Annotated in this window: 23 protein-coding genes; 7 read left to right on the top strand and 16 right to left on the bottom strand. The window is 33.4% G+C overall.

The features are described 5' to 3' along the window. Positions 1-8: 8 nt before the first annotated feature. The 5 genes from IPK14_15335 (at position 9) to IPK14_15315 (ending at position 6369) form a co-directional block, all read left to right on the top strand. Complete coding sequence (locus tag IPK14_15335) at positions 9-1214, top strand: pyridoxal phosphate-dependent aminotransferase (protein ID MBK7994697.1); 1206 nt, start codon at positions 9-11, stop codon at positions 1212-1214. A 61-nt stretch (positions 1215-1275) separates the two neighbouring features. Further along, positions 1276-2169 carry a gamma-glutamyl-gamma-aminobutyrate hydrolase family protein gene (locus tag IPK14_15330; GenBank protein MBK7994696.1) on the top strand — a complete coding sequence of 298 codons (894 nt, stop codon included), beginning with the start codon at positions 1276-1278 and terminating at the stop codon, positions 2167-2169. An 8-nt stretch (positions 2170-2177) separates the two neighbouring features. Further along, positions 2178-3815 (top strand): serine/threonine protein kinase, encoded by a 1638-nt coding sequence (locus tag IPK14_15325; protein MBK7994695.1) that lies wholly within the window; start codon positions 2178-2180, stop codon positions 3813-3815. Positions 3816-4474: 659 nt separating this feature from the next. Beyond that, the gene (locus tag IPK14_15320) at positions 4475-5866 is read left to right on the top strand and encodes a serine/threonine protein kinase (protein ID MBK7994694.1); all 1392 of its coding nucleotides are present in this window, start codon (positions 4475-4477) and stop codon (positions 5864-5866) included. 20 nt (positions 5867-5886) lie between these two features. Then, the gene (locus tag IPK14_15315; GenBank protein MBK7994693.1) at positions 5887-6369 is read left to right on the top strand and encodes a polyketide cyclase; all 483 of its coding nucleotides are present in this window, start codon (positions 5887-5889) and stop codon (positions 6367-6369) included. Positions 6370-6415: 46 nt separating this feature from the next. Here IPK14_15315 and IPK14_15310 read toward each other — a convergent pair whose 3' ends face one another. The 7 genes from IPK14_15310 to IPK14_15280 all read right to left on the bottom strand — a co-directional run bounded on the left by IPK14_15310 (position 6416) and on the right by IPK14_15280 (position 13400). After that, positions 6416-7150: a 3D domain-containing protein gene (locus IPK14_15310; GenBank protein MBK7994692.1), complete on the bottom strand. Its 735-nt coding sequence runs from the start codon at positions 7148-7150 to the stop codon at positions 6416-6418. A 268-nt stretch (positions 7151-7418) separates the two neighbouring features. After that, the gene (locus IPK14_15305) at positions 7419-7823 is read right to left on the bottom strand and encodes a hypothetical protein (GenBank protein ID MBK7994691.1); all 405 of its coding nucleotides are present in this window, start codon (positions 7821-7823) and stop codon (positions 7419-7421) included. Positions 7824-7919: 96 nt separating this feature from the next. Then, entirely contained in the window at positions 7920-9992 is a 2073-nt protein-coding gene (locus IPK14_15300) for a proprotein convertase P-domain-containing protein (GenBank protein MBK7994690.1), read from the bottom strand. Positions 9993-10158: 166 nt separating this feature from the next. Beyond that, complete coding sequence (locus IPK14_15295) at positions 10159-10494, bottom strand: hypothetical protein (protein ID MBK7994689.1); 336 nt, start codon at positions 10492-10494, stop codon at positions 10159-10161. A 21-nt stretch (positions 10495-10515) separates the two neighbouring features. Then, positions 10516-11016 carry a hypothetical protein gene (locus IPK14_15290; protein ID MBK7994688.1) on the bottom strand — a complete coding sequence of 167 codons (501 nt, stop codon included), beginning with the start codon at positions 11014-11016 and terminating at the stop codon, positions 10516-10518. Positions 11017-11093: 77 nt separating this feature from the next. After that, on the bottom strand, positions 11094-12491 hold the full coding sequence (locus IPK14_15285; GenBank protein ID MBK7994687.1) for a class II fumarate hydratase: 1398 nt from the start codon (positions 12489-12491) through the stop codon (positions 11094-11096). Positions 12492-12593: 102 nt separating this feature from the next. Further along, a complete protein-coding gene (locus IPK14_15280; GenBank protein ID MBK7994686.1) occupies positions 12594-13400 on the bottom strand; it encodes an alpha/beta hydrolase in 807 nt (268 codons plus the stop codon). Positions 13401-13602: 202 nt separating this feature from the next. Between IPK14_15280 and IPK14_15275 the strand changes: the two genes are divergently transcribed. Further along, on the top strand, positions 13603-14502 hold the full coding sequence (locus tag IPK14_15275) for an ROK family protein (GenBank protein ID MBK7994685.1): 900 nt from the start codon (positions 13603-13605) through the stop codon (positions 14500-14502). A 388-nt stretch (positions 14503-14890) separates the two neighbouring features. Here the strand turns inward: IPK14_15275 and IPK14_15270 are convergent, their stop codons facing one another. From IPK14_15270 to IPK14_15240, 7 genes are all read right to left on the bottom strand, one after another. Continuing rightward, a complete protein-coding gene (locus tag IPK14_15270) occupies positions 14891-15958 on the bottom strand; it encodes a hypothetical protein (GenBank protein MBK7994684.1) in 1068 nt (355 codons plus the stop codon). A 72-nt stretch (positions 15959-16030) separates the two neighbouring features. After that, positions 16031-16495: a tyrosine-protein phosphatase gene (locus IPK14_15265; GenBank protein MBK7994683.1), complete on the bottom strand. Its 465-nt coding sequence runs from the start codon at positions 16493-16495 to the stop codon at positions 16031-16033. 6 nt (positions 16496-16501) lie between these two features. Next, positions 16502-16927, bottom strand: coding sequence for a hypothetical protein (locus IPK14_15260; GenBank protein MBK7994682.1), 426 nt, complete (start codon positions 16925-16927; stop codon positions 16502-16504). Continuing rightward, positions 16924-17184: an ATP-binding cassette domain-containing protein gene (locus tag IPK14_15255; GenBank protein MBK7994681.1), complete on the bottom strand. Its 261-nt coding sequence runs from the start codon at positions 17182-17184 to the stop codon at positions 16924-16926. The genes IPK14_15260 and IPK14_15255 overlap by 4 nt, the downstream gene beginning before the upstream one ends. A gap of 18 nt (positions 17185-17202) precedes the next feature. Continuing rightward, on the bottom strand, positions 17203-17598 hold the full coding sequence (locus IPK14_15250) for a hypothetical protein (protein MBK7994680.1): 396 nt from the start codon (positions 17596-17598) through the stop codon (positions 17203-17205). Between the two features lie 573 nt (positions 17599-18171). Next, the gene (locus tag IPK14_15245; GenBank protein MBK7994679.1) at positions 18172-18405 is read right to left on the bottom strand and encodes a hypothetical protein; all 234 of its coding nucleotides are present in this window, start codon (positions 18403-18405) and stop codon (positions 18172-18174) included. A gap of 418 nt (positions 18406-18823) precedes the next feature. Beyond that, complete coding sequence (locus IPK14_15240) at positions 18824-19561, bottom strand: site-specific DNA-methyltransferase (protein ID MBK7994678.1); 738 nt, start codon at positions 19559-19561, stop codon at positions 18824-18826. A gap of 410 nt (positions 19562-19971) precedes the next feature. Here IPK14_15240 and IPK14_15235 point away from each other — a divergent pair, with 410 nt between their 5' ends. Then, positions 19972-20931, top strand: coding sequence for a radical SAM protein (locus IPK14_15235; protein ID MBK7994677.1), 960 nt, complete (start codon positions 19972-19974; stop codon positions 20929-20931). Positions 20932-21032: 101 nt separating this feature from the next. Here the strand turns inward: IPK14_15235 and IPK14_15230 are convergent, their stop codons facing one another. After that, positions 21033-21878, bottom strand: coding sequence for a tryptophan 2,3-dioxygenase (locus IPK14_15230; GenBank protein ID MBK7994676.1), 846 nt, complete (start codon positions 21876-21878; stop codon positions 21033-21035). Between the two features lie 32 nt (positions 21879-21910). Beyond that, positions 21911-23929 carry a GAF domain-containing protein gene (locus IPK14_15225; GenBank protein MBK7994675.1) on the bottom strand — a complete coding sequence of 673 codons (2019 nt, stop codon included), beginning with the start codon at positions 23927-23929 and terminating at the stop codon, positions 21911-21913. Between the last annotated feature and the right edge of the window lie 4 nt (positions 23930-23933).

Raw genomic sequence — 23933 nt, 5'->3', positions numbered from 1 at the left:
TTAAATTAATGTCCTCAAGTATTTCTAAGTTTGTTCCTTCCACACGTGTTGCAAAAATGTCGGCATCATCTACTTTAGCCGTATTGCAAAAGGCGGATAGTTTGCGTCGTGCTGGATATGATGTAATTGATCTAGGCGCAGGTGAGCCAGACTTTAATACTCCAGAACATATTAAACAAGCAGCCCATCAAGCAATAACTGACAATTTCACTCGTTACACCCCCGCGGCAGGAACTAAAGAAATAAAAGATGCGATTATTAAGTATTTTAGCCAGGAAACTAATACAGAATATCATCCTTCTGAAATAGTGGTGTCGGCTGGTGGAAAACAAGCTATTTTTAATGCTATTTTGACATTGATTAATCCAGGCGATGAAGTATTACTACCTGCTCCTTATTGGGTAACTTTTCCTGAAATTGTTACTCTCGCCCAAGGAAAAACTGTAATTATTGACACTGAAATCAATAATTTCCAGTTAACTAAAGAAATGGTTGCTAATTATATTAGCCCTCGTACTAAACTATTAATTCTTAATTCGCCATCTAATCCATCAGGAAGAGTTATTGACCAAAAAGAATTTGTAGCTATTGCAGAACTGGCAGCAAAAAACAATATTTGGTTATTATCAGATGAGTGTTATTACCAATTTGTTTATCCTCCAGAAAGACCCTTTTCAGCAGCAAGTTTAAGAGAAGATTTAAGAGCTAATACACTAATATGTGGTTCATTTTCTAAGACTTATGCAATGACAGGCTGGCGACTTGGTTATGCACTTGGGCCTAAGGATTGGATAGCAGAAATGGTTAAAGTACAAAGCCATTCAACCTCTAATCCTTCTTCTATTGGACAAAAAGCGGCTATAGCAGCATTAGTTAGCCCACAAGATAGCGTAGTAGAAATGCTAGCAGAGTATAAAAAGCGGAGAGATTATTTAATTCCAGCATTAAATTCAATTGCAGGTTTTGAATGTGTTGAACCTGAAGGTGCGTTTTATGCTTTTCCAAACATAAAAAAAGTTTTAGCAAGCAATGAAAAGATCAAAACTTCAGATGCTTTAGCAGAATATTTACTAACACAAGCACATGTTGCTCTAACTGCTGGATCTGCTTTTGGTAGTGAAGGCTATTTGCGTATTTCCTATGCTACTTCGCTAGATATATTAAAGCGTGCCATTGAAAGAATAAATGCTTGCGTAGAAAAATTAATTAAGTAAGATAAAAGAAAAATTTAATTGACCCCAAATTAAGTATGTTTTTAGTCCAGGAGGGTAATTTATGCCTGTACAAATGAAAAATTATTGTGATTATGAGCCATTTAAACCAAAGGTAGAGTCAATGAATGTAATGATCATTGATAATTTACTTAAGTCTGAATCAGATATTTCCCCAACAGCAGTACAAGAAGCAGACTTTAACCCCCTAAAATGGTTGAGAGAAGAGCGTCATATTGCTGGACTAGCACTAGAAAATATTACTAGAAATGTACTTACATTAATAAAAAATAGCCGTACCAAAATTGTCCATCTTTCTGATTTTAGCGAAAATGTTATAGAGATGTTTAACCCTGACGCAATTATCATTAGCGGCTCTTTAAGGGATTGGGATCTTTACAGCCCAGAACTACTAAAAGGTTTTGCTAATATTATCCAAAAAACAACAGTACCAATTTTAGGCATTTGTGGGGGACATCAATTAATAGGCTTAAGTTTTGGTGCTAACATTGTGACACTAGATGGTTTATTACCTAAAGAAAAAAGAAATGGGCGAATTAGAGAATATGAATATCATTATGTTAGAGTAATAAAGCCAGATGATCCTATTTTTGTAGGTTTGGATGATGTTAATTCCCGGTTTTGGCAAGCAGGTAGTCACCAACATGTTTTAAGAGTTTGGCAAAATCATGGGCTAATGATTGATAAAATTCCAGCAGGTTTTGTTAATTTGGCAAAAAGTTATCTTTGCCCCTATCAAATGATGGTTAAGCGAACTGATAACCAATTAATTTATACGGTACAATACCATTTAGAAAAATCTTTTGAAGATTGGAATAAGTTGCCTACTCGTTGGGAACACCGCAATGATAGCCGAGATGGGCGAATTATTTTTGAAAATTTCTTACTAGAAGCCTTAAAACATAAACAAAAAAATAAACTATATAAAATAGCCTAATCTAAAATATGAAAGTTTGCCCAGAGTGTCAAACACAATACCAAAGTAATGCAACCTTTTGCGGCCAAGATGGTAGTAGGCTAAAGTCATTAGAAAAAACTGCATCCATTGATCCTTTAGTAGGCACTTGGCTAGACGCAAAATTTAAGATCCTAAGCAAAATAGGACAAGGTGGAATGGGAGCAGTTTATAAGGCTGAACATGTAAGAATGGGCCGGCTTTGTGCAATAAAAGTAATCCCTCCTGAATTTGCCCAAAATACTGAAGCTTTAGAACGATTTGAAAGAGAAGCAAAACTATCTGCATTACTAAAAGATCCTCATGCCATTGGAGTTTATGATTTTGGTAAAACTACTGATGGTATGTTTTATTTAGTAATGGAATTTGTTGAAGGTGAAACCCTTTCTTCAATTTTACGTCGTGAAGGCCCTCTACCTTTAGATAGAGTAATTGAAATTTGTAAGCAATCTGCTGCTGCTTTGGCTGATGCACACAGCAAAAATATTATCCATCGTGACCTTAAACCCGATAACATAATGATTTGTAATGATAATGGTCGAGATTGGATAGAGGTTTTAGATTTTGGTATTGCTAAATTTTCTACTGAAGATAGTGACTTAACCAATGCAGGTTTAGTTATGGGAACACCTGCTTATATGTCTCCAGAACAGGTTAGTGGAGATAAACTAGATATTCGTACTGATATTTATAGTTTTGCATTAATTGTTTACCAAATGCTAACAGGAGCTTTACCTTTTCCAATAGAAAGTTCCCAAACAACTATGATTAGCCGCCTTCTACATAATCCTCAGCCCCCTAGCCTAATTAATCCTAATATAAAACTACCTAAAGAAGTAGAAAGTGCAATAATGGCGGGGCTTGCTCGTAATAGGGAAGAACGAACTTCAACAATTGAACAGTTTGTTACAGAACTAGAAATTGGTATGGGAATAAAATCTACCACCGTCCCAACACAACCAGTTAAAGCAATTTTAACTAATAAATTAACTGAAGAAAATTTGGTTCCTGAATATGCTAGATATAATAGTACTTATGGTTTACTAAATGTTACTATTCGTCAAGCACTTCTAGGGCATGCAGAAATATTACTTCTAAAAAAAGAAGCTTGTTGGTATAACTTAGTTTTTGGTAAAGATAATCGTCTCTTTAGGCTTTTTGCACATGAAAATAATCCTAGTGATTTTTTAGTAAGAGAGATTCTTAGTTTATCTCATATTACTAAAGAAAAACCTAGTAGCTTTCATATGTCCTATCAAGTTAATAATTTACTTCCATTTTATGTATTTCTAAATACTGATTTAACAAGCAATTATGAAGAAAGCCTTACCCCACAAGATTTTTCTAATCCAACTTTTAATTTATTAGATATAAATTTAAGACAATCTTTAACTCGACGAGCAAAGATTATCTTATTACGTAAGGAAGTTTGTTGGTATAACTTAGTTTATACAAGAGGGTCACTTAATTTTAAGATCTTTGCAAATGAAAATAATGCTTTAGATTTTTCAGTACGTGAAATAATTAATCCTTATGATATGAAAAGTGAAAAATCTAGTATTTTTAATCAAGATTATCAAATTACTAATTTGTCACCTTTTGTTAGTTCTTTATTGGTAGATTTTTGATCTTTGTGTCACCAATAAAACATTAATATTTTGCTAACTTATAGTAATTTTATTCACTTAAGAAAAAAATTAAATACTTTTTTCTATAGCTTAATAATTGACTTTTCAATAATAAATAGTAAAGTTTAAAGGTTTATTAGATTAGTGATGTTTTAAGAAATTACAATACATTAAGTATAGCGTAAACTAAGTAAGTTAATATTTCTTGAATTTCTTGAGTCCTGAGGGGACGAAATAATTGTAGCCTAGGCCGTAAGACCTAAGCTTAGTGATTATACATAGCTAGAGTCGCGTAGTGACGACATAATTAACACAATATTTAAATTATGTCGTCACTACGTGACTCTATAAATACTATACTATCATACGTAGGGTTGAAACCCTACGCTACAAATATGCCGCCCCGTTGGGGCGTTAAGAAATAAAATCTCAGAAAACTTTGTTTACAATAGACATTATTGGGAATAAAGAAATAAGCAATCTAAGTGCTTATAAATCAATATCAAAATTTTTCTAAAATGCTATTCCTGATAATGTCTAATACATTAAGTTAAGGATTTAGTTATCTTCGATTCATTAATTAATTAGAATTTGCCCAAAAAAAGTGGCAAATATAAAATAGAAAAAGGGACTCTAATTTTTAGGGTTTTGATTTAGCCATGAAACAGTGTATTGAATGTAAACGTGCATATGAAGATTCTAATACTTTCTGTGTTTTTGACGGACAAAGACTAGTTTCAGTTGAACCAGACGATCCCTTTATTGCCCTAGAAATAGATGGTAAATATAAAATTGAATCTAAAATTGCTCGTGGTGGTACAGGAATGGTTTATAAAGCCATTCATATACAATTAAATGCCCCTGTAGCAATAAAAATTATTCATCCCCATTTAGCTAATGATCCTAAAGCTGTAGAACGTTTTCGACGTGAAGCACTGCTAACAATGAAAATACGTCACACCAATGCTATTGCAATAATGGATTTTGGTGTTACAAAAATTAAAATGCCAGAAAAGTCTATTGGCGATTTTAAAATTAGTGGAATTGAAACTAAAACTGTTTATGTAGTTATGGAATTACTACAGGGAGATACTTTAGAACAACGCCTAGTATCTAAAGGTACTTTTTCTTTACAAGAAACTAACAGTGTAATCCAGCAAATTTGTAATGCTTTAGCAATTGCTCATGACCATAGCATTGTTCATAGAGATCTTAAACCAGATAATATTTTCTTTCATAAAGATGAGGATAGAGAAATCGTTAAACTAGTAGATTTTGGTATTGCTAGGTTTTTAGGTAAAGTTGATGATGAAGAAGAAGCAACCCGTTTAACACAAGCAGGGTTTGTTGTTGGCACTCCTTTTTATATGTCGCCAGAACAATGTGGAGGTCTAGAAGTTGATACCCGGTCAGATATTTATTCATTAGGAATAATAATTTATCGTATGCTTACAGGTGTTTTTCCATTTGATGGTAAAAAAGCTGGTATTATTGTAATGAAACATATATCAGAAAAGCCAAAACCTATTTATGAAGCCAAATCTGGCTTACCTGCTATTGTAAATGCTGTAGTAATGCACACATTAGCTAAAAAACCCGCTGATAGACCCCAAAATCCTAGAGAACTAAGCCAAGAGTTAACAGCAGCTATTAAAGCTGTTACTGAACATGAGCTACAAAAAGTTTTTATGGATGCTTCAGAACATGATTTAGAAGCAGCCCTTTTACTTACTTCCCAGCCTGGTAGTGCTGTAAATATTTCTGATTCTGTTTCTCGGTTTTCTACTGGAGGATTAGAGGCAAACTTTCTAAAAGCTACTTCTGCTGATACGGTAGAAACACAAGAAATAGGCCCAGGAGTAGAAAATCTTTTTCAAGAACTTTTAAATAGCATAACAGACCTTAGCAATGTTATTTCCATTGCCCAAGCAGATCTAAAAAGCAATACTTTCCCTGATCGTGATACATTTTATGAGCTAAAAACCCTAGTTGATCAACTTAGAGGGGTATTATTTGCTTTACAAACTACCTATTATAAAATACTAGTTTAATTTTACTAATACAAATGTCTATTAACGAATATCATTTTTTTACTAATTGGCAAGTTGAAGGCTCAATAGAAGCAATTTTTCAAATAATAGAAAATGGTGCTGACTTACCACGTTGGTGGCCTGATGTTTATTTAGCAGCAAAAGCAGAAAAATCAGGACGAGCAGACCGCGTAGGAGATAAAATTTATTTTCATACTAAAGGATGGCTTCCTTATACATTAAAATGGACAGCAGAAGTAACAGCATTTAATGCCCCAACTTCTATGGAAATTAAAGCCACAGGTGATTTTGTTGGACGGGGAATTTGGACGCTTTCTCAAGAAGGAAAAATTACTAAAGTTCAGTTTGATTGGCATATTTTGGCAGAAAAGCCATTGTTACGTTACTTTTCTTTTATTGCTAAACCAATATTTTCTTGGAATCATCACTGGGCAATGCAGCGAGGATTTGAAAGCCTACAAAAAGAATTAATAAGAGTTAACAAAATAAAGACGGCCAAGTAATTTAAGTTACTTGGCCTTTAGTTTTGGTAAACAGGTTCACAATGAATTATTTAATAGAGGCGTTAAGAGATTTCTTTTCATCTAAAAGTACATCGCTACAAGTTTGAGGATTCCAACCATAGCGCAAAACTTGCAGCATCACATCTCTTCGACCAAACTGCATAGCTTCCTTACCACTAGCAAGGTAAACATCTATTTTTCTACCTTTAATTTTTGCTCCTGTATCTAATACGCTATAAAGTCCTGTATATCCACCTACTTGTACACGAACTATAGAACCTATAGGTAAATATGCTGGATCAGCAGCAATAATTCCATATTTGCTAGTTACTCCTGATGCAGTGGTTCCTTTAAGACAATAAGCTGTAGCAACCATTTTAACTCTTTTACCATTACGTAAACGGTTAGCAAACTTCAATGTATCTGAAAGAACTTCTTCTATTGTTGGTTCTTCTTTAGCTTCTAAATCTATTCTTTGAGAAGATTTTTCTTCTATTCTTAAAGAATTTGTTTCTGGTAATTTTTCAACAACTAAATCAAGGTTGTTTTTATTATTTTGCTCTATAGGAGACAAAACTTTCTCTTCAGTAAGATTTTTTACTGATGCTACCATTAAATTTTTATTAAAAGAACTTATTAATTTATTTTTACTTTGGTAAATAACATCACTTGCTTTTACTTCATAATAAGCAAATGGAGAAATAACCGTAGCAAATCCAATAGCAAATCCCGCAGCACTGGCTAAATAGTATTTTAGACTTCTACCCTGTTGCTTCATCAATAGAGAGCTACTCCTTAAATAAAATTTTATAATTCTTGGTTTTTAAGGTGTGTTTTTAGGATTAACTATGCCTAATTATTCAGATTAATAAAATTTTGGCAAGATATTTATTCCCAGTTAATTTTCCCTTATTTTTAATAAACCACTTTTTAACACTTAGTTAAGAGTGTTTGGTTAAAGAAGATTATTAGCTATTTTAATATCTAAAAGTCGCTTATTTTGTTAAACTTCCAAGCGAATTTCTAGAATTTAGATCGTTTTAGATCTACTAAAATACTTTATGAATTTTTTGATTAGGACTTTGAAGCAAATATTTATCATTATTAGTTGTATAAATTTCAACTACTACAGTAACTTCTCCTGTCCAGTTTGGCCCGCCAACAGCTAATTTTTCCAATTGATTTTTTTCTGGCGCGGTGCGTTCTTCTGTTAAAAACTCTGTTTGCCAAACTTCTTGTTCTTTAATTACCCAAAGATAAATAGCATTAACCTCTGAAGGAAAGGATTCTTGGCCTTCTGCAACAAGCTGAACTAAGGCTTGTAAGCCGTCTTTAGTGTCTTCGCCTGGCATTAAATTCCGCCACAAATAAGCTTGAAGGCTATAAGTATTTCCATTTATTTCTATATTTTTTGGAGCAGCTAATAAAGTTTCTAAACTAACATTCTTATCCATAAATAATCCTATTTTTAATAATTTATAACCTAAATAAAGAAGTCTCCCAAATTAGGAGACTTCTTTTATACTAGATTTATTTTTTGGTTAGCAGATTTAAGCACCAAACATTGCATCAGCTTTAGCAACAGCAGCAGCAATATCTAATTTACCTTTAGTGCTGACTTTGCCTTCTAGGTCTGGGTCAAGTTCAACAGTAGATAAAATAATTTCTCGTGCTTGCACTGCGGTCATAGTTGGATATTTAGAGAATAAAATTGATGCAGCAGCAGCAACGTGGGGTGCTGCCATTGAAGTACCATCAAATTCTTCATATTTATTTCCAGGAACGGTAGAAAGAATTTTTTCACCTGGTGCTGCAAGCTCTACAACTCTGTCCCCAAAAGAGGAAAAGCTTGCTAGTTTGCCACCAGTTGTATCAAGTGCTGCTACGGTAAGAATATTTGGCTGTCTAGCATTATTTGGAAAACGGTTTAAGTCATTAACGTTTCTGCCTGTGTTACCACCAGAAGCAACTAACATAATGTCAGCAGCAGCTAGTTTATCAAGTGCGGCATTCCAACGAGCTTGTGAAGCTGGATCGTCATAAATCTTAGCAAAGCTACAATTAATTACTCGAACATTAACACCTTGTTCTTTCATTTTAACTACATAATTAACACCAGCTTCAAAATTATCTAATAAGTCGCGTGTGCCAGCACCATCATACATACCGCCAACGCTCATAATTTTTACATTAGATTTAGCTGCAACTCCTGTTGTACCTGTTCCATTATCCTCAGCAGCAATAATACCTGCTACGTGAGTTCCATGATCTGTACCTGAACCCTTAAATGGATCTCCTGTGTTATTGCTAGTATTTATACCAAACACATCGTCTACAACACCATTGTTATCATTATCAATTCCATCTCCAGCAACTTCACGACGATTAACCCACATATTGCCGTCTAAATCTGTGTGGTTATAATCTACACCACCATCAAAAACAGCAACTACAACTTCGCGTCCTTGTTGTGGTGGAGGTGGTGGAGGTGGTGGAGTTGTGCCTTTAGTTTTTAGTGCCAAGCCCCAAGATTTTAATACTCCTTCATCTTGTCGGGCTGTATCTTCTACAGTCAATGTCCAACGCCCCTTTACAGGTTCATTAGCAAATTCTGTGCGATCCAAATCTAATTGTAAATTATCTGTGCTTCCACCTGTTTTATTATGTAGCACTACTTCTTTACCTGATGGTGATTTTAGCTTTACAACTAAGTCACCTTGATAAGTATGTGCAATGTCTAGGTTTACTTTTAGATTTTCAATCTGTCCTTCATCTGTAATGTCAATAAATGAAGTGGTTGTTTGATTATCTTTGACAGCTGCATTTGGTGTAGCAGTTTTAGTTATTGTGCCACCTGTTGGTGGTGTGACATTTTTTGGCTCGCCAGTAATTGAAAGATTCCATGACTTAAATGTTCCTGTATCTTGGTTAGCTTTGTCTTCAACTACTACTGACCACGCGCCTTTGCTGCTTAAACCGTTAAAGTCTGCTGGGTTAGCTTCAAATACTAAATTATCTGCTGAGCCACCTGTGCGATTATGTAAGGTGACTTCTTTACCTTCTGGAGAACGTAATTTAACAACTAAATCACCTTGATAAGTGTGTGCAATATCAATATTTACTTTTACTTGGCTAATATTTACATCATCTGCAACATCAATTGTTGAGCTTACAGATTGTAAATCTCTGATTTGGGAATTTGGTTGAGCAGAAAGAGAAATTGTTTTTGTTGCTTCACGGGGGCTATTGCTACGGCTAACTAAATCTGCTGTTGCAGGCATATTTCGTGCTGGACGATTAGAAACTAAATTGCTTAAACGACGATCTACAACATCGGCAGCCATTGGAATATTACTAACAGAAGCATTACGAATAGGACGATAATCATCTGTATTTGTGGGGTTATTTAAGCCTTGGTTAATTTGTCCAAGTACACGCTGAGCATCTATGTTTGTACGAGATTGACTAAATTGTCCTTGTAGTCTGCTATCTCGCCCAGAATCAGGACGTTCATTAATGGCTGAATGTGTTGTAGTTTGTGTTTGTTGTGTTTGTTGGGGGCTTTGAGTTTCATTATTGCTAATTATTGGGGTGTTTTGGTTCTCGTTGATACGAATAGCCATAGCTTTATCCTTTATATTTTTTATTTTACTAAAAATGAATGATTATTCATTCGGGATTATCGACCTAGTTAACTTCCAAGTTGCTTATTTAAACCTAAGTTTTATTAGTTTTATTTAAAAATTTACTCGCTCTGAATTGTCTTTAATTTTCGCCTGTAAAATTTTGTTAATTAAGGCATAAGAGAGTAAAAAAGCCATAAATCCTACTGCTCCAAGGAATTGCTAACTCAATATCCATAATTACGGTTCTAAAAGATAAGTAAAAGGTTGTACCAAACATAAAAACAACTCCACCAATAATAAAAGGGATTGGGTATAAAGCTTTCTCTAAAGAATTATTACCATTCATTACCCCCGCAACTGCTCCCCCAATTATTACCATAGCCAAAGCAACAAATATATTTACCTCAACTTCCATCCAGCCTGCATAACCAAGCCCAGCTACCCCAGCAGGAACAACACTTGATATTAAAATTATGGTTAATTTAGTTTCCTTATTCATACAATTTATATTTCCTTTCTATTAATTCCAATCTTCTTCTACTAAATACCAATTATTATCTATTCGGCTAAATATCATTTCCTGACCCATATTTTCTGGTAGCTTATAATTTGGTTCATATACATAACTAGGACGACAAAACCCACAATTTATATTAAATTCTGCTGTAGCTATTTTGTTATTTTCCAATTTTATACTAAAAAATAATACATCTGCTTTTGTTTTTTCTAACTCTCTAGCTATTAAATTAAAGTCTTCTTCTGCCTCTTTATTAAATTCTTTTGTCTCACCTTCAAATAAAATGCAAGTTGATTCCTTAGAAGTTTTAGCATATTTTCCTTTAATATAGTTAATATTTTTACACCAATCTTGGTTACGGAAGTCTTTTACTTGGTATTTTTCTATTAGGTTAAACAATTGTTCTAAATCTTTTATTTTTTGATTAATGTTGGATTTATAATGATTACAACTAAGCTGTATTACTAAAAAAAATAGTAATATTAATTTAAGAAGATTTTTCATAAAAAATAACCTATAGAATAAGTATTAGCTATTATCCTACAGGTTATTTTTTTAGCAATTATTTATTTATATATTTTTTAGCCGCCTGTGCCACCGCCCTTAATGCCACCTTCGGTTAATTCTCGTGGATCAAGAAGCTTAGCTAGTTCTTCAGCACTAAGATCTGTCATTTCTTCGGCAACTTCACGGACTCGGCGATTTTCAGCATAAGCCCGTTTAGCAATTTTAGCAGCTAAATCATATCCAATTACTGGATTAAGTGCTGTCACCATAATTGGATTTTTTTCTACTACATCAGCAATTTGCTCGCGGTTTACTGTAAAGCCTGCTACAGCCTTATCCGCTAGCACACGAGAGACATTTGCTAGCACAGTAATTGACTGTAAAAGGTTATAGGCAATTACTGGTAGCATTACATTTAACTCAAAATTACCCCATTGACCGCCTAAAGTAATAGCTGTGTCATTACCAATCACATGCGCACAAGCCATAATGGTAGCCTCAGAAATTACAGGATTGATTTTTCCTGGCATAATTGAAGATCCTGGTTGAAGAGCAGGTAAAACAATTTCCCCTAGCCCTGCTTGTGGGCCTGAGTTCATCCAACGAAGATCATTAGCAATTTTCATTAAGGAAACTGCTACTGTTTTAAGTTGTCCTGATAGCTCAACAGCAGCATCTTGGGCAGCTTGAGCTTCAAAATGATTTTCTGCTTCACATAAAGGTAAATTTGTAAGCCGAGCTAATTCTTGAGCTACGGCTTTAGCATAATCTGGATGTGCATTAATGCCTGTTCCTACAGCAGTACCACCTAAAGCCATTTCTGCAAGTCTTGGAAGTGCTGCACTAACTCTTTCAATAGAATGTTTAACTTGGCTGGCCCAACCGCTAATTTGTTGGCTTAAACGAATTGGCATAGCGTCCATTAAATGGGTACGACCTGTTTTTACTACATCATCACAATCAGCCATGCGATTTGTTAAAGTCTGGTGCAAATGCTTAAGTGCTGGCAACAGGCTTTCACTTGTAGCTAAATAAGCTGCTAAATGAATACAGGTAGGAATAACGTCATTTGATGACTGACCCATATTTACATGGTCGTTAGGATGAATTTGCTTTGACCCCATTTCAACACCAATAATTTGTAATGCTCGGTTAGCAATTACTTCGTTGGCGTTCATATTGGTAGAAGTACCTGAACCAGTTTGAAAAATATCTATTGGGAAATGTTCGTCTAAAAGGCCGTCTGCAACTTCTTGAGAAGCAGCTTTAATTGGGTTAGCTTGTTCAGCCGCTAGCAACCCTAAAGATAAATTAACTTCGGCTGAAGCTAGTTTTATTAACCCTAAAGCGCGGATAAATTCTCTTGGAAAGCGTAGCCCGCTAATAGGAAAATTTTCTACTGCTCGTTGGGTTTGCGCTCCATAGAGGGCTTTAGCTGGAACTCGTATTTCTCCTAGAGAATCTTTTTCAATACGATAATCATTGTCTCATGATGACATGAAAAACTCCTAAAATTACTTAAAAATTAGTAAATTAAAAACTTTGCGGCTAATTTTATTGGGGATTTCATTTGGCTACAATTGTTTATTGCTGTCTAAAAATTCTACTAAAACTTGGTTTACTTTTTCAGGCTCTTCAAGGGTTGAAGTATGCCCAGCACCAGCAATTATTACTAGTTTTGATCCTTCAATTTGTTTGTGAATACGTTCTGACTTGGCTGGCACAGTTGCTGTGTCCTGATCGCCAACAATAATTAATGTAGGCGTTTTAATTTGTTTAATTTCTTCATAAACTCCTTTTCGTTCAATTATCCCTTTAACAGCACGAGTTATGCTTTTACGATTGCTTAAAATACGACGTTTCATTTCTGCTTTTAATTCTACTCGGCTAGGATCGGTTAAAAACTTTTTTCCAAACATAATAGGCATAACTTGACCTATAACTAAACCAAAGCCAAAAAGACCTACAACAAAATTTAACAATTTATACCGTCCAAGGTTTTCTTGGGGTTCTGGATCGGCTGATGTCTCCATCAAAGTCAAAGTTTTAAGTAATTCTGGATAGCGAAAAGCTAGCCGCATACCAACAAAACCGCCCATTGATAGGCCAACAAAATGACAAGGCACAGCATTAAGTTTTTTTATTAGCTCTGCTGCGTCTTTGCAAAGTGTGTCCATGTCGTAACCATCTTGAGTAGCCTCGCTTTGTCCCTGACCGCGAAAGTCAAATGTGATGCAGCGATAACGCTCTTTTAATACTTTAACTTGCTGTTCATATAATTTCCCACTCCAAAGCAATCCATGTGCAAAAACAATTGTTTCTTTGCCTGCGCCTTGTTCCTCATAGTAAATATTAGCTCCATTGACTTGAATATGTGGCATAAAGCTTTATCCTTCTTAAATTATAGAAAATTATCAGACCTAATCTGCAATATTTCAGGAAAATTTTGTTACAGAAAATTTACTAAAATGTTACATCATGATTACACTTGACAGATTAAATAGAAGACATTTCCAAAAATACTTAAAGAAACCTATTATTTATTTTTTAACTTAAAAATACTATTTCCATTTGGAGGCACTAATGTCAGAAAACCAAGCAGCTATCACTGTTGATTTAGGCGGAACTAATCTTAGAGTTGCTTTAGTAGCAAACAACCAGGTTGTAAAACGAATAATGCACCCTACCCCACGCGGAGCAGAAGAAATAGTTGGGTTAATTTCCAAACAAGCACTAGAGTTTACAGATCAAGGAGTAATAGGTATTGCAATTGCCGCCCCTGGCACAGCCTCGCCGCAAATGGATCGTTTATCAAAAGCTCCTAATTTACCAGAGCTTAATAATTATCCTATGGCAGCAGAAATTACCAGACAAACCAAACTGCCTTGTATCATTGAAAATGACGCTAATGTTTATGCAATGGGAGAAACTTTTTTTGGTGCTGCTGTAGGCTTACACACAGTTGTTGTTTACACTTTAGGAACTGGTGTAGGTGGTGGAATTATTTTATCAGGCAAACTTTGGCGTGGGGTAAATGGAGCAGCAGCAGAGATTGGACATATTTCTATTGATGAAGACGGCCATCTTTGCGGTTGTGGTGCGCGTGGATGTTTAGAAACTTACGCATCTGCTACAGCAATGGCTAGATTAGCTAAAGAATATGGCTCAGAAGCTAATACAGCCAAAAAAGCTTTTGAATTAGCGCATGAAGGTGACGAAGGCGCACAACGTGCTTTTGTTCGTGCTGGTTCAGCCCTAGGAATTGCAATTGCAGGCATGCTTAATACTCTTAACCCTCAAGCTGTAGTAATTGGTGGAGGCGGTTCATCTGCTTATCCATTACTTGAACCGGAAATTGAAAAACAACTTAAGGTTAGAGCGTTTCCAGCAGCATTAGAAAACTTTAAGCTACCTAAATGTACACTAGGCAATGATGCTGCCTTACTTGGTGGAGCAGCCTTGCTTAAAGAAGCACTACAGTAATATTTACAAAGCTAAATAACCTCTTATAACAAATGCAAGGTGAAACAGATGTTCCATCTTGCATATTTGTTCCAAAATACTATGGTTACTTCTAAGTTGTATTGGATAATGTGTTGTGTGATTAGTTAAAACATTGTTTTTCATTATTATTTCTCTACAAAAATATTCTTTGTTGTTCTAATTAAAACTAAAAGTAAATAGCAGATTTAGTAATAAAATCAGCTAAAACAGAAACCTCTTAACCAACAAAAGACTATAAGACTTGAGTTTAAGAACAATAGAGTGTTCTATATTTTAAAGGCTTGAAATGGAAATAACAAAAATTCATAAATAAAAAGCTTTAATATTTTAATTATAGTAATTGTATTTCTTTAAGTTACTTAGTCTATTAAGCATAAGAATTAGAACTAGTTAATTGTTGCTTAACAATATGGATAGTTTTTTTCCATTGACTAACAGGGATATCTTTATATTGTTGAATTAATTGATCTAAATAACCATTACGCCCAAAAGCTGTTTTTAATTGAGTAAATAAATTATCAGGTAAAGGTTTAATAAAATCAGGTAAAGAGGCTAATTCATCGTACACGGTAGAAAGTGTTTGGTTATCATGTTGTATTAACTCTGCTCTATTGTTAATTTCTGTTAATAACTCTGCAAAGCTGCAAACATCCTGCCAAATAGTTTTTCCTGTCTCCAAATCAATTGTTTTGTTAGATAACCAGTTTAATATTCTTTGTTGCAATTGTTTAATTAAAACTCTATCAGAAACTCGTAGATGAGAAAAAACATCTCTACCATAAAGAACAGCTATTGCAGAACCAATACGACGTAATCTTTCTCTAATTATCATTGTAGTTAATTCTATATCATTTGCCCAATTTTCTTCTGACACCATTTTAGAAAACTTAGTATAAACTCTACGTATTTCTAAAGAGATTATTAATTGTTCTTTAGATCTATTAGCAAACAGTTCATCTGGTTCTATTGCTTCATAATTGCATAAGGTTTCTTCAATAGCTTGAGAGCCTTTAAATATTGCACTGCAAATATTACAAATAGATAACAAAAGACTTAAAGAATCTTCAGACTCTAGTTTTGATGTTAAGGCTGCCGATTTCCATTCATAATCCCATTTAGCTATAGCAATAGTATTACTTAATTGACTAATAGGAGTAGAAAGATCTATATCATCTTCTACATTTGAACTTTCTATTTCACCTTGAATGTTATTATTTGATATTTTATTAGACTCACTTAAAATTATTGCATAGTGAGTATCTATTTTATTTAGAAATGCTTGCCATTCATCAAATAATGGAGTTAATTCTAATTGTAAATTGTTAAGAATATATTGATATGTAGCTTCTTCATATTTTTTTAGGTCTATGTTTTGCAATTTTAAGACAATATTTTTTATTGAGCTTTGAATCTGTTGCACAGGCATTTCTTGCATATGAAACCTCCTATTTATAAAAATAAAACCACAAGGTTTTTGTTTATAAAGGAAGTGTCTTTTACAAAACACTTATATTGTTATTAATTGTTTTGACAAAAACTGAAAGTAGTTGGTAATAAAACTTTCTTGAGAATTTGTTTGAACATAAGCACGATTTACTTTTCTTACTGTTGAAAGTGCCTCTTCTGCACTTTGGCCTAATGAAACTAAGGTACAAGCTAACATTAATCCGGTGCGGCCTTGACCAGCTTTGCAATGAAATAATACAGGTAGTTTATTGTTTATAGATTCTATAACTTGATTACATATTTCTTGACAAGCACGAGGCATAGGAAATCCCATATCAAGAATAGGAAAATGAATTACCTTAAAACCAAAATTTGATAAACATGGATTTAATGGTGATTCTGTCAAAGTAACGATTAAATGAATATTCATTTGTTTTAAGAAAACTATATCTTCTTCAAGCTCATTCATTAAGCCTGGCATATCTGAACCAGCTAAAGAATCTTTTATTACCCAATTAAAGTCCATATTTTCCTAACTTCCCCAATTAATAAATTGTTTTGTCCTTAATTTTTTTGGATTATTAAAAAATGTTTCTTTGTCTGCACTTTCAATTATTTCACCGTCAAGCATAAAAATAACATAGTCTGCTACTTCATAAGTAAAAGCTAAATTATGAGTAACAATAATAATGGTCTTATAGCCATTAAGAGATTGAAGCTGTTTAATCAGCCAATTTTGTTCTTTAGCATTAATATCTACTTCTGGCTCATCTAACATTATTAAGTGGTAACGCTCACTTAATGTAATAGCAAGTTGCAGTAACTTTTGTAATGATAAAGATAATTCATCAAAAGGCTTATCTAAATTTTGTAATAGTAACGTTGGAGCATTAGGAAGAACTTTCCAACAGTTTAATAACCAAGTGATATTTAAGTAAGAAGCATTTTCTTGTATCAAAACTTGGCGTAATGTTTTTTGTTGCTAGAAAATTTTTGTGGTAAATAAGCTAAATTTTGAGAACTGATAGTGAAACTACCTTTTTTCCAAAGAGTAGCTTCACCATCATTACCACTTAATACTTTTAATAAGGTACTTTTTCCACTACCACCAGGCCCAACAATCGATGTAGTACGTAAATCAGGTAGAGAGAAAAATAGCTTTTTTAACACAATTCTTTCGCCGTAACCCACACTGAGTTTATTAGCTTTGATCATGGACGAAACCAAAATAAATTAAATAGTTTCTCTATTGGTAATATCTCTAGCTTTTGTTACTACTAAGCCTAAGTTAGCATCCATACGACAAACAACCGTTAGTACAATTGATTGTCTTGATTTCAAACGGCTAAAAAAGTGTAGTAAGTTAGTAGAAGTTACAATAATTTCGCGAAAATATCTTTCATCGCTTTTCACTCCTCTAGCTCGTTTAAAAACGTTCTCAATAGTCATTACATTATCACCTTCAAAAAGATCTTTGGTTGCTGCTGCAAGTAAATCCAAAACTTGTTGAGGGTGACTATCTACTGTTTTTACTGCTATTAACATTCCACTGTCCATATCAACTACACCAGCAGCTACTGCTTTTGGTACTTCTTTTAAGAGAGAATTTACAATTGAATCAACGCTCATTTTATCCTCCAGATAATATAAATAAACTATGTCTTTCTTACATAGCTTAAAGATAGTAAAAATTTCTAGTTATTTACCTTAAGTGGAAGAAGTATAAATAAATCTTACAATGTAATCATAGTCAGTCAAAATTTCTTTTTTTATTATCTTAGAAAATTTATGCTCACCCACTTAGTAAGGCTTTCTTAGCTTGTTTGAATTGAATAGTATTTTAAATTTATTAGACATTATCAGGATTAAGGATTTAATAGGGTTTAAGAAATTATTGTTATTTATTTTCGGGGGTCTTACGAAACTGATTTTTTATTCCTGATAACGCCCATTGTAATCGAAAAAATTTTATTAATTAAAAATTAATAAAAAAAAATTAATAAAAATTAATAAAAATTAATAAAAATTAAAATTTTATTAATTAAAGCTTTTTAGCTTAAGTCTTTTTATTTTAGTAAAATAATAAATTTCTTTAATAATCAAGAAATAAATTTACGCTATTAATTAATACCAAATATAAATTGTTTATGTTTAAAACATAAGTTTTATATCTAGTAAAACTATGCTTATTTAATTTTCTCATTAACTAGAAACTAATTTACAAGGCCAAGCGTCAAGGTAATGCCACATTCGTCCAAATATCTCTTTTTTTCCAGCAGCATAAAATGTTCCATGACGAAATTTTCCTTGCCAAACTATTTCACCAGGTATTGGCCGTGGAGAATTTACTATTTCCCAATTTGATTGCAACAAAGTAGAATCAATATCAAGTTCTTCAGAATTAAAATAAATTATGTTTGTTTCTTGGTTTTCCACTGTCACTATCCCTCAAAATCAGATATCCCTAATATTTTGGTTAAGTTAACTTTTGTAACTTGTGTATTGAATATTATCTTGAGGCCATTATAAGTAAAAAAAATATTATCTGTTCATCTTTAATGTGTTGTTAATGCGGTTTTTATAAGTTATTAATAAGTGGTAATTAAGACATCCATTCTTAACAAAATACTGATAAATTTATCAGTATTTTTATCAGTTATAAGGTTTTGGATTAGAGTTTTTCTTATCTCTTTATGTGAAGCAGTATTACAATTTATTGCAATTAAAAATACAATTTATCCTTGAAGACCAGTTTTTAAGGCTATTTTTCAAGTAAAAACTCTTTAAAACAAAAAGCACAACAAAGATTTGTTGTGCTTTTTATCCTAAATTTTTCTTTTTACTAAAATTCTACTTATGCAGTTTGTTGTAAGGACTCAATTAAAAGTTGTTCTGTTTGTTTAACTAGACTACGTTTTCTAGAAATTGCTAAACAATATCGGGAAAGCTTTTGACAAACAGACATTAGCTCTAAACTATTGGTAAAAGGTTCTAGCACTAACATATCTGGTTTAGTAAATGATTGTACTAAAAACTGTAAAAGACTATACCTTTCATTACTTTCTATATTTGATAAAGAGCCATTATTAGTTGTTAGGGAAGAATTAATCAGTCTAGTTTCTGAAGCAAAAGGAACATAAGAAGGAGAACCTTTGCTAGCCCATAAAATAGCCAAAAATGGATCTATGTTATCTGTAGATTTTTCAACACGTTTCTTTTGCCATAAATAAGTAGTATTGTAATTTAGTCCTGCCTTAAGCAAAGCATCAACATAAGAGCCTATAGATTCAAGCGGACTAAAAACTAGCAGTGAGCTATTTTCTTTCATAAAAAGCTCTGTATGAGCAATCCAAGTTGTATTAGGATGACAACGCTCTTGTAATCTTTTTTGCTGATTATGGCTTTTGCTACTAACACCTGGCTCAGCAATAACTAAATCAAAACAACCTATTAGATCACTACTGTCACCTGTTTCTTCTGAATCATCCAAACACCAGGGAAACTCTCCCTGAAGGATCGACAAATAGGGGTTGGTAGGAGGTATTTCACAATCTATTGTATTGTTTTTTCTAGTTGTTAAGGGCTGATTCATATTTTCTAATCACTACTTATGGTATTGTGAACAACTTCAAAATCAAGATATAGTTCTAATCTAATAAAGTCAAGATTAAAGATCCTAAACTACCACATCAGCTAGTGGTTTGTAAGATTTAGCACTCATTATATAGATAATTTTGATCAGATCTCTGTAAATCCATTAGATCAAAATGATCTTATGCTTAGTGTCTTTAACACCTTTTTAAGCCCTAAATCTTTATCCAAGCAAGATGTCGTCCCTAAAATACTTGTGCTATGCTTTGGCTATTGATTTTCTTAAAAACTTTATTTTTATCTAAAAGTACTTACTTAAATCTAAAGTTTTTTTAAATCTATGTAGAATTACATTTTGCAATTATTTTGCAAATTATCGTTCACTACCCCCATTTAAATTAGGAACAATAAATGAGATCTACAGATGTATTACGAGCATGGAAGCGCATTCTAGGTGGTCATTACCCTTCTTTATCTATTGAAATTACTCGTGAGTGTCCCTTACGTTGTCCGGGTTGTTATGCCTATGAACCACAACATTTAGGAAGCCTTGGAACACTTCGCCAACTTGCTGACTATAAAGGTCAAGCTCTAGTTGATGGTGTTGTAGCTTTAGTAAAACAACATAAGCCCTTACATTTATCTATTGTAGGAGGCGAGCCTTTAGTAAGATTTAAGGAATTAAATACCTTATTACCTATTTTATGCGATATGGGAATTGCCGTCCAAGTAGTTACTAGTGCAGTGCGTGAAATCCCTGTTGAATGGGCAAAGCTAAAGGAAGTCTACTTAGTGGTATCCATAGATGGTTTACAACCAGAACACGATGTAAGAAGAAAACCTGCAACTTACGAAAAAATACTTAAAAATATCGTAGGGCATTCTATTACTGTACATTGTACAATTACTAATCAAATGACCAAAAAGCCTAATTATTTCAAAGATTTCTTATCCTTCTGGTCAGATCGTCCTGAAGTTAAAAAAATTTGGTTTAGTCTTTTTACTCCTCAAGTTGGAGATACAGCAGAGGAAATTCTTTCTCCTCAAACTCGTGAAGCGGTATTAAATGAACTTGCCAGCTTAAGGGTACAATTTCCTAAGTTAAATCTTCCAAACTTAGTGCTTGAGGGTTATCGTAAACCTCCAGACTCACCTAAAGACTGTATTTTTTCCCGTACAACCTTAAATATTACTGCTGATTTGCAAAATAAAATTAGCCCTTGTCAATTTGGGGGTAATCCAGATTGTAAACAATGTGGATGTATTGCATCTGCTGGGCTTAATGCAGTTGGGGACTATAGATTACTAGGGCTTCTACCTGTAAGAAAAATTTATAATTTATCAGACCGTGTTGGTAAAGTATTTGCCTAATTAGCTTAAAAGCATTAGGCAATTAATTTACCAAGCTGTTTTACTAGTACCACAAACTTTAACTTAGCAAACATACTAAGTTAAAGTTTGTGATCTTTATTTTAGCTATTATTAAATTTTTCTAAATGAGTGCGAACTTGCCAAAGTTCTGGAAAAAATTTATTACCTAAAGTGCGTTGTAGATAACCAATTCCTTCGCTACCACCTGTACCAAATTTATTACCAATCATTCTTTCCACCATTCGTAAATGATGAAATCGCCATAAATTAGTATATTCATCCACTTCAACTAACCGTTCTGCAAGCCTATAAATATCATAATGTTGCGAAGGTGTAAGATAGACCTTTAATAATTCTTTTACTACTTTTTCCTGCCAATTATTCCAAATTTCATTTTCAGACCTTGGAGGTGGGACAGTTACATCAAAACCTCGGCGAGCAAGCAGTTGATAAAAAGCATCTGCTAGAGTTGGAGAGTTTAAGCGTTGTTTAAGTCTTTCTAATGCTTCGGGTTGGTCAGCAAATGCCCCTAAAATACGCTCATCTTTTAATCCACAACTAAATTCTACTTCTCGAAATTGTGCTGACTGAAAACCACTTGCGGGTTTTAAGTGATCTCTAAAAGCCAAAAAATCAACTGGAAGCATAGTTTCTAAAATATGTATTTGAGGAACTAAGATTCGATTAATTTCAACTACTCGCCCAAGTTGTCGTTCTGCAAGAAATAAATCATCATTTTTCATTGCCATCATTGCCGAATCACATTCATGCAAAATTAGCCTAAACCAAAGTTCATAAGTTTGATGAATAATTATAAATAACATTTCATCATGATGAGCAGGTGTAGAACGGCATTCTTGTAAATTAATTAACTGAGGCACTTTTAAGTATTCATCATAGTTAAGCGGTTTTATTCCATCTATATTAGCCCCAAAGTATCCTGGCATTATTTTTATTCTCCAAAGTTTTAATATCTAAATTAAGCAGTCTTTTCTTTTACAGCAGGTTTAGCCCTAACAAAATCATTATCTAACGGCAATATTAAACTAAAGGTACTGCCTTTGCCTATCTCACTTCCTACTGTAATTTTTCCTCCATGCATTTCCACCAATTTTTTTACTAAAGTCAAACCTATACCAACTCCTCCATATTTGCGAGTCGTTGAAGCATCTGCTTGGCTAAATCTCTCAAATATATGTGGTAATACTTCTTCCGTTATACCTATCCCATTATCGGACACGCTAATCAAAACTTCTTTTTCTATCATTTCACTACGAACTACTATAAGACCATCATTATTAGTAAATTTCACAGCATTATTAATTAGGTTAGAAACAATTTGTTGCAATCTTAAAGGATCAGCAAAAAGAAAAGGTAAATCTAAAGCTAGTTGGCAAGTTATTTCAATATTTTTAGCTACAGCATCAATAGTGTTATCTTCAACAGCATTTTTTATAGCATCATTAACATTGATTTTCTGTAACTCAAGTCTAAAAGAGCCTTTTTCTATTTTAGAAAGATCTAGTAAGGAATTTACTAAATAAAGTAGCCTAGTAGAAGATTTATTAATTTGTTCTATAGCAGAATTATGTTGTTTTTCTGAGAGTCGGCTATAAGCCATTAGTTCCCCCCAGCCAATAATTACAGTTAGAGGTGTGCGCAGTTCATGACTAATATTATTAAGGAACTCATCTTTCATGCGATTAAGTTCACGCATAGAAATAAAGTTTTTTTCCATTTCATTATAAAGGCGAGCATTACGAATTGCTCCAGCAAGTTGGCCTGCAATGGTAAAAAGCAACCGACGATCATTACTATCAAAAGCTCTTGGTTGCTCTTTTTCTACTGCAATAACACCTAAAACATCATTTCCATTTAATACAGGTACAGCTAAAAAAGATTCAGGAATTGGATGATTAGGACTTATACCATAGGAAAGTCTTAGGTTTTTCCATTCTGCTCTATCACGCCAAAGCAGAGTTTTCTTAGTATTAATTATATGGCTTAGAATACCTTCACTTAATGGTAAAACTTGTTTTTCACATAAAACATCTTTTTCCATTCTTAAAGCTATTTCAATTTTATTATTTTCGCTGTCAAATAATGCAATAGTAAATGTTGTTGGATTAAAAAGATCTGTAACTTCTCGATAAACTCGTTTTAAGAGTTCTTCTTTATTTAACAATGTATTGGCAGCATAGCCAAAGCGGTTAATTAGTCTTAAATCTGTTAGCCTTTCTTCTAAATCTACCAAAGTGTTTGAGTGATCACGTAATAAAACACCTACTGCGATAAGAATTAATAATGCCCAAAACAGCGCACCCCAGCCCATTACTTGATAAACAGCAGCTAGTAGCACACCAACAGGAGTTGTAGCTAGTTCAAAACCTGCACTAGATAAAAAGTCTTTAGAAAAAAATTCTTTTACAGAATTACCAGAGAGTTTTTGATAAAGCCCTAGAAAAATAGAGTTAGTAAAATTATTAGCAATAGTAACTACTAACAGAATAGCTAAATCTAGGCTAAATATGTAGTTAATGGCAGTACAATCTGAACAACCTAAAAATTTATAAGTAAGACTGCCAATAGTCCACATAAAAGCGGCCATACCACTACTAAAAACAGAAATAAAAAATTGATCATTCCAAGGTCTTAGTAATGGAAGTTTGCGAATATAGAGACGATCTAAAGATCTAAGAATTGGCCCACCAGCAAAGCTTATAGCTGAAATCCAAATAGTTGCCAGAGGGCCAAAAGAAAGAAGTAACATTATTTCAAAAATCGAAGTAAGAGAAACATGCAAAGAGCCTCGGCCAATATTAAAGCCTAATGTGCTTAAAAAAGTGGCAAACAAAGCAAGTAGCCAAAACTCTCCTGAAAAAAGCGGCAATTGACTAGTCCAGGATTTGGTTAGAAAAAAAAGTAAAAACATTCCTCCAAGACCTGTTAAGAGGCAATAAGGTCTAAAAAATGGATGTTCTTCTTTATTAGCTGGCATTTTT

The sequence above is a fragment of the Blastocatellia bacterium genome, assembly GCA_016713405.1.
GTDB lineage: Bacteria > Acidobacteriota > Blastocatellia > Chloracidobacteriales > JADJPF01 > JADJPF01.
The sequence above is the reverse complement of the archived record's forward strand: the minus strand, read 5'-3'. Positions and strand labels throughout refer to the sequence as shown.